Origin of the sequence: Methylosinus sp. R-45379, from assembly GCF_001644125.1 — a bacterium.
Taxonomy (GTDB): Bacteria; Pseudomonadota; Alphaproteobacteria; order Rhizobiales; family Beijerinckiaceae; genus Methylosinus.
The window spans coordinates 1-14,301 of sequence record NZ_LUUM01000135.1 but is presented as its reverse complement, the minus strand read 5'-3'; the positions used below and the strand labels follow the sequence as shown (position 1 = coordinate 14,301).

The 14,301-nt window shown below is 58.9% G+C and carries 15 protein-coding genes; 9 read left to right on the top strand and 6 right to left on the bottom strand.

The features are described 5' to 3' along the window. Positions 1–23 precede the first annotated feature (23 nt). Positions 24–1,328: an MFS transporter gene (locus A1351_RS06925; RefSeq protein ID WP_245291601.1), complete on the bottom strand. Its 1,305-nt coding sequence runs from the start codon at positions 1,326–1,328 to the stop codon at positions 24–26. Positions 1,329–1,471: 143 nt separating this feature from the next. Continuing rightward, positions 1,472–2,260, bottom strand: a complete 789-nt coding sequence (locus A1351_RS06920; protein ID WP_064032593.1) for an SDR family oxidoreductase — start codon at positions 2,258–2,260, stop codon at positions 1,472–1,474. A 93-nt stretch (positions 2,261–2,353) separates the two neighbouring features. Between A1351_RS06920 and A1351_RS06915 the strand changes: the two genes are divergently transcribed. Next, positions 2,354–2,920 carry a TetR/AcrR family transcriptional regulator gene (locus A1351_RS06915; protein ID WP_064032592.1) on the top strand — a complete coding sequence of 189 codons (567 nt, stop codon included), beginning with the start codon at positions 2,354–2,356 and terminating at the stop codon, positions 2,918–2,920. 514 nt (positions 2,921–3,434) lie between these two features. Next, positions 3,435–4,532 (top strand): major royal jelly family protein, encoded by a 1,098-nt coding sequence (locus tag A1351_RS06910; RefSeq protein ID WP_245291600.1) that lies wholly within the window; start codon positions 3,435–3,437, stop codon positions 4,530–4,532. Between the two features lie 6 nt (positions 4,533–4,538). On the opposite strand, the gene A1351_RS06905 is transcribed toward A1351_RS06910, so the two are convergent. Continuing rightward, positions 4,539–5,471, bottom strand: coding sequence for a LysR family transcriptional regulator (locus A1351_RS06905; RefSeq protein ID WP_064032591.1), 933 nt, complete (start codon positions 5,469–5,471; stop codon positions 4,539–4,541). Between the two features lie 211 nt (positions 5,472–5,682). On the opposite strand from A1351_RS06905, the gene amoA reads away from it, so the two are divergent. From amoA to A1351_RS06875, 6 genes are all read left to right on the top strand, one after another. Further along, positions 5,683–6,435: a bacterial ammonia monooxygenase, subunit AmoA gene (gene amoA, locus A1351_RS06900; RefSeq protein ID WP_064032590.1), complete on the top strand. Its 753-nt coding sequence runs from the start codon at positions 5,683–5,685 to the stop codon at positions 6,433–6,435. Between the two features lie 14 nt (positions 6,436–6,449). After that, positions 6,450–7,694: a bacterial ammonia monooxygenase, subunit AmoB gene (gene amoB, locus A1351_RS06895; protein ID WP_064032589.1), complete on the top strand. Its 1,245-nt coding sequence runs from the start codon at positions 6,450–6,452 to the stop codon at positions 7,692–7,694. A gap of 36 nt (positions 7,695–7,730) precedes the next feature. Next, complete coding sequence (gene amoC / locus A1351_RS06890; protein WP_064032588.1) at positions 7,731–8,507, top strand: bacterial ammonia monooxygenase, subunit AmoC; 777 nt, start codon at positions 7,731–7,733, stop codon at positions 8,505–8,507. Positions 8,508–8,648: 141 nt separating this feature from the next. Then, complete coding sequence (locus tag A1351_RS06885; protein WP_064032587.1) at positions 8,649–9,038, top strand: tautomerase family protein; 390 nt, start codon at positions 8,649–8,651, stop codon at positions 9,036–9,038. A gap of 127 nt (positions 9,039–9,165) precedes the next feature. Next, the gene (locus A1351_RS06880) at positions 9,166–10,671 is read left to right on the top strand and encodes an MFS transporter (RefSeq protein ID WP_198162244.1); all 1,506 of its coding nucleotides are present in this window, start codon (positions 9,166–9,168) and stop codon (positions 10,669–10,671) included. Positions 10,672–10,752: 81 nt separating this feature from the next. Next, a protein-coding gene (locus tag A1351_RS06875) for an IS6 family transposase (protein ID WP_371441461.1) occupies positions 10,753–11,423 on the top strand; the annotation gives its coding sequence in 2 pieces (ribosomal slippage) (positions 10,753–10,945 and positions 10,945–11,423; 672 coding nt in all). Between the two features lie 173 nt (positions 11,424–11,596). Here the strand turns inward: A1351_RS06875 and A1351_RS06870 are convergent. The 3 genes from A1351_RS06870 to A1351_RS23785 form a co-directional block, all read right to left on the bottom strand. Further along, positions 11,597–12,196 carry an NTP transferase domain-containing protein gene (locus tag A1351_RS06870; protein WP_064032585.1) on the bottom strand — a complete coding sequence of 200 codons (600 nt, stop codon included), beginning with the start codon at positions 12,194–12,196 and terminating at the stop codon, positions 11,597–11,599. Then, positions 12,193–13,236 carry an XdhC family protein gene (locus tag A1351_RS06865; protein ID WP_064032584.1) on the bottom strand — a complete coding sequence of 348 codons (1,044 nt, stop codon included), beginning with the start codon at positions 13,234–13,236 and terminating at the stop codon, positions 12,193–12,195. The genes A1351_RS06870 and A1351_RS06865 overlap by 4 nt, the downstream gene beginning before the upstream one ends. A gap of 497 nt (positions 13,237–13,733) precedes the next feature. Next, a complete protein-coding gene (locus A1351_RS23785) occupies positions 13,734–14,087 on the bottom strand; it encodes a molybdopterin cofactor-binding domain-containing protein (RefSeq protein WP_064032583.1) in 354 nt (117 codons plus the stop codon). On the opposite strand from A1351_RS23785, the gene A1351_RS25795 reads away from it, so the two are divergent. Continuing rightward, positions 14,077–14,301 (top strand): hypothetical protein (locus A1351_RS25795; RefSeq protein WP_245291598.1); only part of this gene is annotated, 225 nt, incomplete at its 3' end. The two genes, A1351_RS23785 and A1351_RS25795, sit on opposite strands and share 11 nt — an antisense overlap.

Below are 14,301 nucleotides of genomic sequence, written 5' to 3'. Positions count from 1 at the left end.
ACCCGAGGATTCCAAATCGCCTTTTATGCCGGATCTGTCGCAAGAGAAGTGGCGCGTTCACGCACAGCGACGATGGTCAGGGCCGCGATGAGACAGAGGAATCCTGCGACGAAGAACGCCAGGAAATAGGTTTCATAGTAGGTGCGGCTGAAACCCGCTCCGTAGGCCATGAATGCGGCGCCGATTTGGTGGCCAGCGAACACCCATCCGAAAACAATGTTTGATTGTTCGCCGAACCGATCGGCGACAAGCTTGATTGTCGGCGGCACAGTGGCTACCCAGTCGAGGCCATAGAAAATCGCAAAAATCGACAGATCATAAAGGTCGAAGCTGCTGTATGGCAGATAAAGAAGCGATAGACCGCGCAATCCATAGTACCAGAACAGCAGCCAGCGGCTATCGAAACGATCCGAGAGCCATCCAGACCCGACCGTGCCGACGAAATCGAATATTCCGATCATCGCGAGCATTCCTGCCGCCATCACGGGTAATATCCCGAAGTCCCCGCAGAGTGCAACGAAATGGGTTTGCACAAGGCCGTTGGTGGACGCGCCGCAGATGAAGAAAGTGCCGAAGAGAACCCAAAAGGTCGACGAAACGGATGCCTCTCGCAGAGTTCGAATCGGCGAGCACATCATTGCCCAAAGGCTGGCGCGCTGCGCCACAGCCGGAGGCGGTTCAGTGGCGCCGTATGGCAATAAGCCCAAATCCGCAGGCCGATCACGCATCAGCGCCAGCACGGCGACCATGGCTATAAACAAAACTACGAGGATGAACGCGAGCGCGTAACGCCACCCGAATTGATCGGTCAGCGCTGCGAGAGCCGGCAGGAATACCAATTGTCCTGTTGCAGTGCTGGCCGTCAGAAAACCAACCACGAGCCCTCGTCGTTTTGAAAACCACCGAGTGGCAACTGTGGCTCCGAGCACCATCGCCGTAAGGCCGGTCCCGAAGCCGACCACCACCCCCCACAATACGAGCAGGTGCCAAAGATTGGTCATGGCAAAAGTGCCGAGCGTGCCCAAGCCAATCAGTATTAGTGCGATAGCTGCGACCCTACGAATGCCAAAGCGGTTCATGAAGGCCGCTGCGAACGGCCCCATCAATCCAAACAGGACCAGACGCATCGCGAAGCCCGCTGAGATATCGGCGACATTCCAGCCGAACTCTGCCTTCAGGGGACCGATCAAAACGCCGGGCGCGCCGACCGCGCCAGCCGTAACAAGCATCGTCAAAAACGTGACCGCTGCGACGACCCAGCCGTAGTGTATGCCTCGATGGGCCATAAAACGTCCAAGCGGCGGAAGGCTAGACGGCGTGTCGGTCATCAGCACTCGTCTCCCTCTACAGGCAGATCGTCCATCCTCGACCTCCGTTCGAACGGGACGCCAATCTGTTTCGCAGCCGTTCCGATTGGATAGCAACGCCTTGCGCGTGATGCAGTTGCGGCCAGTGCATGTCCTGGCGCAGATCAAGCAGTTGGCTGATAGCGTCCGGCCGGCTCAGTCTGGGCAAAGTTCGGCAACATAGCCTGGCGGGAGGCGTCGAAGGCGTTCCACTGAGTGGCGTCCGGCAGCGGCGGAATGGTCACAGGCTCCCGGCGGTCAAATCCGATGAGCGCGGCATCCACGAGCTTGCCGACCTCCATTACGCCCGCAAGAGAATTGACGTCGATTCCGGCGTGATCCCAGATCTCCGTGCGCGTCGCGGCAGGCAACACCGCCTGCACGTATACACCTTTAGGCCCGAGCTCGACGCGAAGACCCTGCGAAAGGAACAACACGAAAGCCTTCGTCGCGCCGTAGACCGTAATTCCCATTTCCGGCGCCAGTCCGACCACAGAGGCGATGTTGACGATCGCTCCCTCGCCGGCCTCTACGAAGTGAGGGGCGGCGGCGTTTGAAAGCCGAGCGACCGCAGTAACGTTGAGCGCAATCAGTTTCGCTATGTCGTCGCCGCTTTGTCCGAGAAAGCCACCAGGGATCAAGGCGCCTGCATTGTTGACCAGCACGCAGATACGTCCGTCTTCGCGGATGCGGTGCTCGACTCGAGCAAGATCGTCGGGTTCCGTAAGATCGGCTGGCAGCACGTCTACATCGACGCCCGTCTCACTCCGCAAGCGATCGGCCAAACTGTCCATCCGCGCCTTATCGCGAGCGACCAGGATAAGATCGTAGCCGCGACGCGCGAAGCGGTCAGCATAAACTGATCCAATGCCAGTGGAGGCGCCTGTGACGAGGACGGCCCTCTTCGTGCTCATGGGACTCTCCCTGGATTATTCATGATGCGCATCATGATTGATATTTATGATCATTGTCATGTATAATGTCAAGCGCAAACCGAGGAGCCTGCGATGAAAGTCAGCCGGGAGAGGGTCCTGGAAAACAAGCGAACGATTTTAATGGCGGCCGGAAGACTGTTCCGAGAGCGTGGCTTCGAGACGGTCACAGTGACGGATGTCATGAAGGCAGCCGGCCTCACGCATGGAGGCTTCTATGGCTATTTCAAATCCAAGGACGATCTCATCGCACAGGCGGTGGTCGACGCGCTGAGCGCGATCCAGCCGACACACGATCTGTCCACGATGATAGAACAGTACTTGTCGGTCCGGCACAAAGACGATCGCGCTGGCGGCTGCCCGATTGCGGCGCTGGCGTCGGACATTGTCAGACAACCGGGACACGCCCGCGCCGAGATGACAGCGGGTCTCGAGCGCCTGATCGAAATGCTTAGTCGAAGTGCGCCGGCCACGGATGACGCGCAAAAGCGTCGAATCGCGATTGGCGCCTGGGCTGCAATGATCGGAGCTTTGATCCTCGCGCGAATGAGCGAGAATTCAGACTTCTCGAATGAGATCTTGAACGAGACACGCGCTTGGCTCAACTCTACGGCCCCGACCGGCACGGGACAGCGAGGCTAGGCGAAGCAACGAACTCCAGTGAAAATCCCCATAGTCGCTTCATTATGCAGATTCGGCGGCCGCCTAATTTGCGACCGGAGAACATGTCGGCCGGTGAAAGCCCTCCGCGAAATCGGACGCGCCGGCGTTGGCAGCGCGCTACGCTGAAAAACGTGGCCCCGCGCGACTGTTCGCAGTCGCGCGGGGCCGCACCTCACCGGACGAACGGCCCCAAGGCGCATGTGACTACGAAAGAGACGACGCAGCGCCTCTTCCCTGCGCTCGACATTTTTCAGAAACTTGTCATCGTTGGCAACAGGAAGTCCACATTGGTGTAATACGCATTTCCGCCAGACTCGCACGACGGTCGAAATTGTAGGTTCGGACGACAACGACTGATGCCGCCGCAGTCGTCTTCGACCGACATCCGGCCCAGAAATGAATAGCCTTCACTCCGCGATCAAAAGAATTCATTTCCGGTTCGGCCGATCGTCCAACTACGATATCCATCCGCTCATACAGGATGGAGAAGGCATTGAAGAAGTTGCTGACGCTCGTCGCCATCGGTTGGTTCGGCGCATCCGGCGCGCTCGCGGAGCCATCCGATCGTGTCTCCGTAATCGGCTCACTCCAACAGGGCCCGGGAAACGTCACGGCGACGCCCGCCGGCAAGATTGTAATGAGCCAGCATCAATTCTACGAGCCCAGCGCTTCGGTGGTGGAGTGGCGTGCGGACGGCACGATCAAGCCCTTCCCGAGCGAAGCTCTGAACGATAGGAGCCGGCGCTCGGGACTCTCATTGGACTCGGTTCTCGGCATTCGCACCGACGCCGATGGCGTCGTGTGGATGCTGGACAACGGAATGCGAAGCGGCGTCACGCCGAAACTCGTGGGATGGGACACGCGCCAGGACAAGCTCCACAGGGTCATTTACTTCCCCGAACCCATCGCTCCGAAAAACGCATTCGTGAACGACTTCACTGTGGATCGTCGGCACAATCGAATATTTATTGCCGACCCAGCCGGAGGCGTAAACGCAGCCATCATCGTCGTCGATCTCGCGACTGGAGCGTCCCGCCGCGTGTTGGAGGGACATGCGAGCGTCATCCCCGAAGGTCGCGATCTCGTGATCGACGGGCGAGCAATCGAGACCAAAGACGCGGCCGGCCGCCTCTCGCGACCGCACATCGGCGTGAATCCGATCACTGAGGATCTCGCAAACGAATGGGTCTATTTCGGCCCGATGCATGGGACGAGCCTCTATCGCATCAAAGCCTCAGACCTCGCGGACGAGAACTTGGAGCAAAGCGCATTGGCCGCAAAGGTCGAGCGATACAGCGCCAAGCCCATTTGTGACGGCATAACCATCGACAAAGACGGCAACATCTATCTCGGAGACCTCGCGGAGAACGCCATAGGCGTGATCAAAACCGATCGCAGCTATTTCCGACTGGCGCAAGGCCCCGAGCTCGCATGGGTGGACTCGCTGGCATTCGGTCCTTCGGGAAAATTGTACGCCGTCGTGAATCAGCTCCACAGATCCGCAGCTTTGAATGGAGGAGTGGATCGATCCAAGCCCCCTTATCTTCTGATCGACATCAAAGCGCTTGCCGAAGGGATGCCTGGTCGTTGACGAGGCTCAGCTCTTCGACGCCTCGAGCGTTCGGCAGACCGAAACGATTTGCTCTCTCAGCCATCTATGTGCGGGGTCACGCTCGCGCAAAGGATGCCAGACCATGACGAGGTCATAGTGCGGCAACTCGATCGGAAGCGATAGAATCGTCAACGGAGCCTGCGCCAGAAAGCAATTGGCGATTCGTTCCGGCAAAGACAGTTCCATATCCGTCTGGGCAACGATCAAGGGCGCCGACAAAAAATGTGGGACGGTCAATGCGACCCGGCGCGACAAGCCGCGTTCGGCGAGCCAATCGTCTATGACGCCGAACCTTGTGCCGGTGCGCGATATCAACATGTGCTTCATCGCGAGATAGTCGTCGAGAGTGAGGTCCTTCACGCCCGACTTCGGGTGCCCTCGTCGGACGACCGACACCATGCGATCTTCGAACAGCTTTTCGCGAGCCAAATAAGTCGCCGGCTTCAGAACAGCGTCGAAGCCCAGAACGACATCGAGCTCGCCATATTCGAGATCGTGCTCCGGAAATGGCTGTTGCGTGCGCTTGATATGAATGTCGACGCCGGGGGCCGTCGAATCTATCCGTTCCATGAGCAGCGGCGCGACCAATAAATCCATATAATCGGTCGCGGCGATATTGAAGCGTCGCCGGCTCTCCGACGCGTCGAAACTCTCCGGTTCTTGAATTAAAGTGTTCGCGTCACGCAACAGAGCCTTGACCGGACCAGCCAATGAAAGCGCGCGCTCGGTCGGCTTCATGCCGCCTGCTCCTCTCACCAGGAGGGGATCGTCGAATTGCTGTCGAAGCCGTTGCAGCGCATGGCTCATCGCCGACTGCGTCACATACATTCGTTCGGCGGCGCGAGAGACGCTCAGTTCCTCCATCAAGACGTCGAAAGTGATCAGCAGATTGAGATCGAAGTTTCTGAGTTCCGACATGGCGTCCTTCGCTGCATTCCGATGGATGTTTCGATCGCATGACGAGACTGGGCGCCAAGCCCGAGACCGCCAAGTGAATTTCGCTTATGCCCTCATCGAATTTGATCATTTTTCGCCCGCGAGGACTCTGACTAGTGTCCTAGAGACGACCGCCTTCGAATGCGGACGCACAAAGACAAAATGACCTCGATGGTCTGCGCAGGAGAGCGAGATGACCGTTACCACCCTCAAAGCACGAACTACGCCATACACCGGCGAAAAGGCGCGGCTGAGTCGGGCCTATGACTACCTCATCCTAGTGTTGGCGCTCTTTCTTTTCATCGGCGCGTTTCACCTTCATGTCGCCCTCACGGTCGGCGATTGGGACTTTTGGATCGACTGGAAGGATCGTCAATGGTGGCCCCTTATCACTCCTTTGATGATGATCACGTTCCCGGCAGCTGTGCAAGCGGTTCTGTGGCCTAACTTCCGCTTGCCACTCGGCGCTACTCTTTGCATTTCTTGTCTATTGATCGGCACATGGATCGCACGATTTTTCGCTTATCACTTGTGGAATTTTTTTCCGATCAACGAGGTGCTTCCGGCGACTATGCTACCGAGCGCGCTCGTGCTCGATGCAGTGCTCATGTTGACGAACAGCTTGACGGTCACCAGCATTTTCGGCGGCATGGCGTTCGCGTTGCTCTTTTATCCGAGCAATTGGCCGATATTCGCGATGTTTCATGTCCCCGTCGAATACGGCGGAGCGCAGCTCACCGTGGCTGACTTGTTCGGCTTCCAATACATCCGCGCGGGCACGCCCGAGTATCTTCGCTTGATCGAAAGAGGCACGCTGCGCACTTATGGTCAGTATGCGACGCCCTTGTCGGCCTTCTGCTCCGCTCTTCTCTGCACGCTGATGTACCCGATGTGGTGGTGGCTCGGAAAAGCCTTCGCGACCACGAAATACGTCAAGAATATTTAAAGGAGGGTTCGTCCATGAGAAGCATGCTGAAATGTCTCCTGGCTGGCGCCGGCCTGATTTTGATTACCTCGATTCTATGGCCGAATGGGGCGTTCGCGCACGGAGAAAAGGCGCTCGAACCCTTTGTTCGAATGCGAACGGTGCAATTTTATGACGTGGCGTTGTCCAAGACGAACCTTGCCGTCAACGAAGAGATCGTGATGACGGGCAAGTTTCACGTCGCGGAGGACTGGCCGCGCGGCGTGGCGAAGCCCGATGTGACGTATCTCAATGTTTCGGCGCCTGGCCCCGTGATGGTTCGCACCGAACGCTACATAAATGCGCAACCTTCCGTGAGCTCTTTCGCATTGAAGCTCGGCGGGGACTACGAGTTCAAGGTGGTCCTCAAAGGCCGTATGCCGGGTCGCTTCCATATCCACCCGTTTTTCAACCTGCATGACGCCGGCCCTGTTATGGGACCCGGGGCGTGGATCGAAATTTCTGGGCAGCCCACAGCCTTCGTCAACGAAGTGAAAACTCTCGACGGCTCGGTGATCGATATGGAAACCTATGGGCTCGCCAATGGCGTCGGATGGCACGTTCTCTGGATCGCCATCGGATCGGCTTGGCTGCTCTGGTGGGTGAGACGGCCTTTGTTCCTGCCGCGCTTCAAAATGGTTCGCGACGGGCGTGCGGCCGAACTGATTTCTCCACTGGACATAAAGATCGCCTTCGGAATTTTGTTCTGTGTGCCGGCGATCGTGCTCGCCGCCAACCTCATCACGGACCATCGATACCCGAACGCTATCCCGCTGCAAGCCGCGTTGGATCAGATCGATCCTCTGCCTCAGATCGTGAACGCCGGCCCGGTCAGCGTGCGAATCCAACGGACGGAATTCGATATCCCGAACCGGGCGGTCACTCTGTTCGCTCTCATCCACAACCGATCGGACCAGCCCGTGAGCGTCACCGAATTTGCGACCGCCAATCTGCGCTTTCTCTCACCAAAGAAAGACGGCGCGGCAAATGAAGTCACTGACCGCGGCGACGCCGATATCGGCAAAGGCAGCCTGACGCTCGATTCCTATGACCCTCTCGCTCCGGGTGAATCGCGGTCGATCCGCATAACTGCGGCCGACGCGCTGTGGCAGACCGAACGCCTGGATGGCCTCGTGCGGGACGCCGATAGCCGGATTGGCGGACTTCTCTTCTTCGAAGATGGAGCCGGCGCGAGACATATCGCGAGCATCTCTTCTCCGGTGATTCCGAAATTCAACTGACCGCGGCGACGCGTAATTCGACCAGGGAGACTTCACATGACTTTCGCACCTCGAGCGGCGGCCTCCAAGCCGATCCGTGAGACAGCCGGCCTGCCATGGTATCTTCGAGACATTCTCAAATACCTCGCGACATTCGCAGTCATGACTGCGATCTATGTCGGCTTCCGACTCTACCAAGGCGCATACGGCATATCGACCGGGCTCGATTCGAGCGAGCCCGCATTCGAAGAGCATTGGATGCGTCTTCTCTACCTCGAAGGCACCTTCCTCGCAGTCGTTTTTCCGACTTTGTGGGGATATCTCTGGGTCACTCGCGATCGCAACCTCGAAGCGATCACTCCCAAAGAGGAGATCACACGATACTTCACGCTCACGATGTGGATCAGCATCTATACGTTTGCTGTCTATTGGGCGGGCAGCTATTTTGCGGAACAGGACAACTCCTGGCATCAGGTGTCGGTTCGTGACACGCCCTTCACGGCCAACCATATCATCGAATTCTACTTCAACTTTCCATTCTACATCTTGATGGGCGGTTCCGCTTGGATTTACGCGCGGACGAGGCTTCCCCTGTTCGCAAACGGAATCTCAGTGCCACTCACGCTGGCGGTCGTCGGTCCGTTCATGATCTTCGTGAGCGTCGGATTCAACGAATGGGGTCACACCTTCTGGTTCCGCGAGGAATTCTTCGCTGTTCCGATTCATTGGGGCTTTGTCACGGGCGTTTGGTTCGCGCACGGAGTCGGCGGAATTCTTCTCCAGCAGGTAACGAGGATAACGGAATTGCTGGATCAGATCGAAGACGCTCCGTGAGGCCGAGTTCCTCCTGATAAATGTGCAGCGAGGGAGACTTGCATGGACGCATGTCTCCCTCGGCATGCCGAGCAAATAGCTCTCGTGTGCGAGCTCGCCCTGCGGGTTCTTTCAACCTAATATAAGAAAGGTGAATCTGAAATGCCGCTCGTCCGCATCGACGTAAACAAGAACGCCTCGATCAATTTGATTCGCGCAATCAGCGACGCTGTGTACGATGCAATGGTCGACGTCGCCAAGGTTCCTACGCATGACAAATTCCAAATCGTCACACGGCACGACGCTGACGAAATCATCTTTCCCACTGAAGGGTATCTCGGAACCAATTACTCATCCGATATTATTTTTATCGAAATCGTTTGGCTAGGAGGCCGATCCGTCGACACAAAACAGAAATTTTATGCGCGTGTCGTCGACGACATCCATAGGAAGCAGAATGTCAGAAAGGAGGATATTGTTATCGTGCTCTTGGACAATGGTCGTGAAGATTGGTCGTTTGGAAACGGCGTCATGCAGTACGCACCAAAGTGACCCGGGCTGTCTCGAGCATAAGAGCGAGCGGAGTCCGAATTCAAACCAAAATAATGCGGGTCGATATATGAGAGGGATCACGAACCGCCGATCGAGAGTCTTGCTTTGCACGTCCGGCGTATCCTTCATGATCATGCTGGACTCCAACATCGTTGCGGTTGCCCTGCCGACGATAGCACAAGATCTCGGAGCGGCCTTTTCCAGCGTAGAATGGGTTGTGAGCGCATACGTTCTGACCTTCGCTGTTGGTCTCATGCCGGCCGGGTCTCTGGCTGACCACTACGGACGCAAACGGTTCTTGATGTTCGGTCTCGTCATCTTCACGGTCGCGTCCGTGGCTTGTGGTCTGGCGCAGACGTCATGGCTGCTGAATTGGGCGCGAGCGCTTCAAGGCGTAGGAGCCGCAATACAATTGAGCGCTGCGCTGGCGGTGCTCGGGAATGAATTTCGAGGAATAGAACGTGTGCGAGCATTCGGCTTCTGGGGAGCGGTGTTGGGAGTTGCGGTAGCGGCTGGACCGATCGTCGGGGGCCTCACGACCTCCTACCTCAGCTGGCGTTGGGCGTTTCTGGTGAACGTTCCAACAGGGGCAATCCTGCTCACAATTGCGACGCTGGACGTCGAAGATTCGAAAGATTTGGATGCTGTCGAACTCGATCTAGCGGGAATGGCCAGCTTCGGTTCGGGCTTGTTTTTCATCGTCTGGGGACTGATCGACGGGACCTCGGATGGTTGGTCGAATAGCCTCACCTTGATGAAGCTCGGCCTCGGCCTTGGCCTGTTCATTCTGTTCTTCCTCGTCGAACGACGCCAATCGCGCCCGATGATCGACCTCGACCTGTTCGGCAACCGCTCGTTTCTCGGCTCCTGCGTGGCTATGCTCGGCTACGCGGCCAGCGCCCAAGTCATGGTCACCTATCTCCCGCTCTATCTTCAGAACGCCTTTCATTTCCAACCCGCCTCGACGGGACTCGCGATGCTCGCCTACGCGCTTCCACTCTTTGTTTTTCCGACGGTGGGTGCGAGATTGGCCTTGCGAGTTTCCGGTAGAATGCTTTTGACGAGCGGTTTGATTCTAGTGGCCGGCGGGAACCTGGTCACGGGCTTGATGGCCAATGCGCACATGCCCTATCCGCCTTTCGCGCTCGGCATGCTGCTCATTGGCGCGGGAGCGGGACTCCTCAACGGAGAAACGGTGAAAGTATTGATGAGCGCAATTTCTCCCGAACGTGGGGGAATGGCGTCCGGCATCAGCGCCTCGCTGCGCTTTGTAGGCATCGTGATAGGCTTCGCAGGTCTCGGCGCGATACTCGCTGGCGGAGCGAAGTCTCGATACGGTGAATTGACGAAGGCGCTGATCGACACACCAATATTCGAGGATGGTGAGAACCTCGTCACCTCCCGCTTGGTGGCGGGAGACGTTGAATCGCTATTGAGGGGCCTCGATCTCACGAGGCAAGACCAGTTTCGTGAAATCTTCCGAGCGAGTTTCGAGTCTGGGTTCGCGCTGCTGCTGCTTTCTGCAGCCGCGATCTCGGGAGCGGCTGCCGTGCTGACATACTGCCTCGTCTGCGCGCGAGCGACTGCGCCGCTTCACGGTTCTCGCGAATCCTCGCCTATTTCGGGCGAGTAGGCTGAATGGGTTTTGTCGCAAATTTTGCTGAGCTATGTGCAGCGCTTATGGTGGTCGGGAGGACGTCCGGCGGAAAATACGATGATCGAGTTCAAGGGCAGCCATTTTGAGCGCGACATGATCTTGTGGGGCGTGCGGTGGTGTGTGGCGTATCCGATCAGCTATCGGCAACTCGAAGAGATGATGGAAGAGCGCGGCGTCGATTTCGACCATTCCACCCTCAATCGGTGGGTCGTCAAATATGCGCCATTGCTAAAGCGTCAGTTCCGCGCCTCAAGCGCCCGGTCGGCGGGAGCTCGCGACTGGACGAGACCTACGTGAAGGTCAAAGGCTGTTGGAAATATTTGTATCGGGCCGTCGACAAGGCTGGCGCAACAGTGGACTTTCTGCTGACAGCCAAGCGGGACCGCAAAGCCGCGTTGCGGTTTCTGCGCAAGGCGATTGGTCAGCATGGCGCGCCGGCAAAGATCGCGATCGACAAGAGCAGCGCGAACACGGCGACGATCGAAAGCTACAAGGATGAGGAGAAAACGGATATCGAGATCCGCCAAATCAATTATTTGAATAACATCGTCGAGCAGGATCCCCGAGCCGTCAAGCGCGTGACGCGGCCGATGCTGGGCTTCAAATCCTTTCGATCAGCCGCGGCGATGCTCTCCGGAGTCGAACTCATGCACATGCTCCGCAAGAGACAGCTGGGAACGATGGGCGAATTGCATCCAGCGCAGCAGTTCTATCCCCTGGCGGGGTAAACCAAATCAGCCTCACTGCGCACATCGCGTCTTCGGTAAAAATTTGCGACAAAGCCGGTTCTGGGGCGGAGTCGGCGAGCCCACCATCTGCGTCGCCGCGCCGGCGGTGCTCAACGCCTATTTTGCCGCGACGGGAAAACGTCTGCGCTCCGTGCCCCTGCGCAATGAGAACATCAGCTTCGTATAAAGCTTCGCAGGCGCGCGAGATCTGCGGGCGCATCTACATCCGTCAGCACGGCGTCATCGCCGATCTCGATTTCGATGACGCCGGTGCTGATACGAAGCATCTCACGCGCGCCCTTGTCGCCGGCGATCGTTGCAAGCTGCGGGAAGAGCGTGCGCCCAAGCAGCACGGGGTTGCCGCGTCGGCCGTTTCGCGTGGGGACGACCGCCGCCGCGTCCGTTGCATCGAACGCGTCGATCAAGATGTCGAGAATCGCTGGCGTGACGGCGGGCATATCGGCGAGCAGCACGAGCGCTCCCGATTCGCCGCCCACCTGCGCCACTCCCGCACGAAGGGACGACGCCAAGCCTTCGCGGTAATTCGCGTTGTGAACGAGCGCCACGGGCGCGCCCGCGAGCGCCGCCTCGACGCGCTCGTTCGCATGTCCGGTTACGACGAGCGTGCGGCCCGCCTGCGACGCCAACGCGGCGTCGACGGCGTGTCGCATTAGCGGCTTGCCGTCAAGCTCCTCGAGTAGTTTGAATCGTGCGGAGCCGAAGCGCTCGCCGTTGCCGGCCGCAAGCACCAGCGCAACGACGGAGGAGCTCACGCTACACTCTCTCGCAGGGAGCTGCGTAGCGGTTTGCGGCGCCGCGCCAGAACAATCTCGCCCAGCACGGCAACGGCAATGTCGGCTGGGCTCAGCGCGCCGATGTCGAGACCAATCGGCGCGCGCACGCGCTCCAGGGCTTTTGGATCAGCGCCTTGCGCGAGAAGCCTCGAGCAGCGCCGCGCATGCGTCGCTTTGGAGCCAAGCGCGCCAACGTAAAAGCAGGCCGACGCCAATGCCTGAAGCAATGCAGGATCGTCGATCTTGGGATCGTGAGTCAGCGCCGCAATGGCGGTTTTAGCGTCGAGCCCGATGTCGGGCAGAGCTTCGTCTGGCCAACGCGCGTCGAGCCGCACATTTGGAAAACGGTCGCTCGTCGCATAGGCGGCGCGTGGATCCACGACCACGACATCAAAACCGGCCGCTTGCGCCAAGGCGGCGAGCGGCTGCGCGACATGCGCGGCGCCGACGATCACGAGACGAGGGTCTGGATCGCGCCGCTCCAAAAACCAGCGGCTTCCTCGCCATTCCACGACTCCGCTCGTTTCAGCCTCCCGCTCTAGCGGATCGCCCCGCGAAAGCAGGCGCGGCGCGCCAGAATCGTCGAGGGGCGTCGCGATGACATGGGCCAGGCGCGCCTCGATGAGCCGGTTCGAAGCGTCCAGGAGATTGAGCCCCTGGTCGTCGAACTTTTCCACTCGCGTGACCATCCGTCCGCCGCAGGTCAAGCCCGGCCGCCACGCTACCTCGTCCGCGACGCCGAACTCGAGCGTGCGCGGTGCGCCGTCGGCGATGGCGTCGAGGGCCGCCTCGATCACGTCGGCTTCCACGCAGCCAGCGGAGACCGAGCCTACGAACCGCCCGTGCTCGTCGACGACGAGATGCGATCCCGCCGGTCGCGGCGCCGAACCGTGGGTCTCGATGACGGTCGCGATCGCGACGCCAAGCCCGGACCGCCGCCATCGTTCGGCTTGACGGAGGATGTCGAATTCGCTCGACACTCGAAGAGGGTCGGATGCGTGGGCTTGGTGGATGGTCATCGGTTGACGTGAGTCCCTTCGGAGAGTGTGGCGTGGGCTATAGCGCTACGTAAACCAACATGCCCGGTGCGTCGCTGGATGAAGGCGCCGCGCTATTCTTTGCAGCGATGCTGGCAGGCATGGCCATCGAATTCGTGTCATGGGCGAGGTTCTTCGTGAAAGCCCGTCGAGATTGGAGCACGCGCAACCGCCCATGCGTCAAATTAAGCTCGACGCGGCGACCGCTAATCGATAGATCGTGTGTGCGGTGCCAGTATCGGCTTTGGATAAGCCAAGCAGGAACGGCCGCAGGTCGGACAGCAGCAATTGTCCAAACTGGATCGCACGCAGACGACAACGCCATCGGCCTCGATAGTGACATGATCAACTATCAGCCTGACGGGTACCAAAAGGAAAACCGTCACGCTGATTCCTCCTGGAAAACAGCGTCAGATGACCAACGTCCGGCAGAGAATGTGAGTCAGACCCCAGTTTTGGACAAATTGCGCGGCGACCGGTCATATAAAATCGATTTGCTTTCGCAGAGGTAGTTCACGAAAGCGTTTTCCCGTGGCTTGGAATATTGCGTTGGCCAGCGCCGGGGCAACGGGCGGCACGCCGGTTTCACCCGCGCCGCGGATCGGGCCGCCGCTTTCCAGCACCTTGACAGCGATCTCCGGCGCCTGCTGCATGCTCAGCACCGGGTAGCTCTCGAAGTTGGTTTGCTCGGCCGCGCCCTTGGCGAAGGTAATCTCGCCATAAAGCGCGGCGCTGAGCCCAAAGATCACGCCCGATTGCAGTTGCGCTTCGAGGTTGCGCGGGTCCAGCGCTGTGCCCACATCGGCGGCAACGAAAACCTTGTTGATCTTCACGCCCTTCTTGGAGGTCGTGATCTCGACCACCTGGGCGACCGGAACCCCGCGGCACAGGTGGAAGGCCACCCCTCGGCCACGGCCGGCAGCGAGCGGCCCGCCCCAGGCCGACATAGACGCCACCGCCGACGCGCAGCAGGGCGAGAACATCCTTCACATGCGCGCTGTCGAGGAACTTCAGCCCGCCGAATTTCACGAAGGGAATGTTGCGGCG

Coding starts and splice junctions, on each gene's coding strand:
- amoB (WP_064032589.1), top strand. CDS start 6,450: ATGAGAAGCATGCTGAAATGTCTCCTGGCTGGCGCCGGCCTGATTTTG.
- A1351_RS06915 (WP_064032592.1), top strand. CDS start 2,354: ATGAAAGTCAGCCGGGAGAGGGTCCTGGAAAACAAGCGAACGATTTTA.
- amoC (WP_064032588.1), top strand. CDS start 7,731: ATGACTTTCGCACCTCGAGCGGCGGCCTCCAAGCCGATCCGTGAGACA.
- amoA (WP_064032590.1), top strand. CDS start 5,683: ATGACCGTTACCACCCTCAAAGCACGAACTACGCCATACACCGGCGAA.
- A1351_RS06880 (WP_198162244.1), top strand. CDS start 9,166: ATGATCATGCTGGACTCCAACATCGTTGCGGTTGCCCTGCCGACGATA.
- A1351_RS06905 (WP_064032591.1), bottom strand. CDS start 5,471: ATGTCGGAACTCAGAAACTTCGATCTCAATCTGCTGATCACTTTCGAC.
- A1351_RS06920 (WP_064032593.1), bottom strand. CDS start 2,260: ATGAGCACGAAGAGGGCCGTCCTCGTCACAGGCGCCTCCACTGGCATT.
- A1351_RS06925 (WP_245291601.1), bottom strand. CDS start 1,328: ATGACCGACACGCCGTCTAGCCTTCCGCCGCTTGGACGTTTTATGGCC.
- A1351_RS06885 (WP_064032587.1), top strand. CDS start 8,649: ATGCCGCTCGTCCGCATCGACGTAAACAAGAACGCCTCGATCAATTTG.
- A1351_RS06865 (WP_064032584.1), bottom strand. CDS start 13,236: ATGACCATCCACCAAGCCCACGCATCCGACCCTCTTCGAGTGTCGAGC.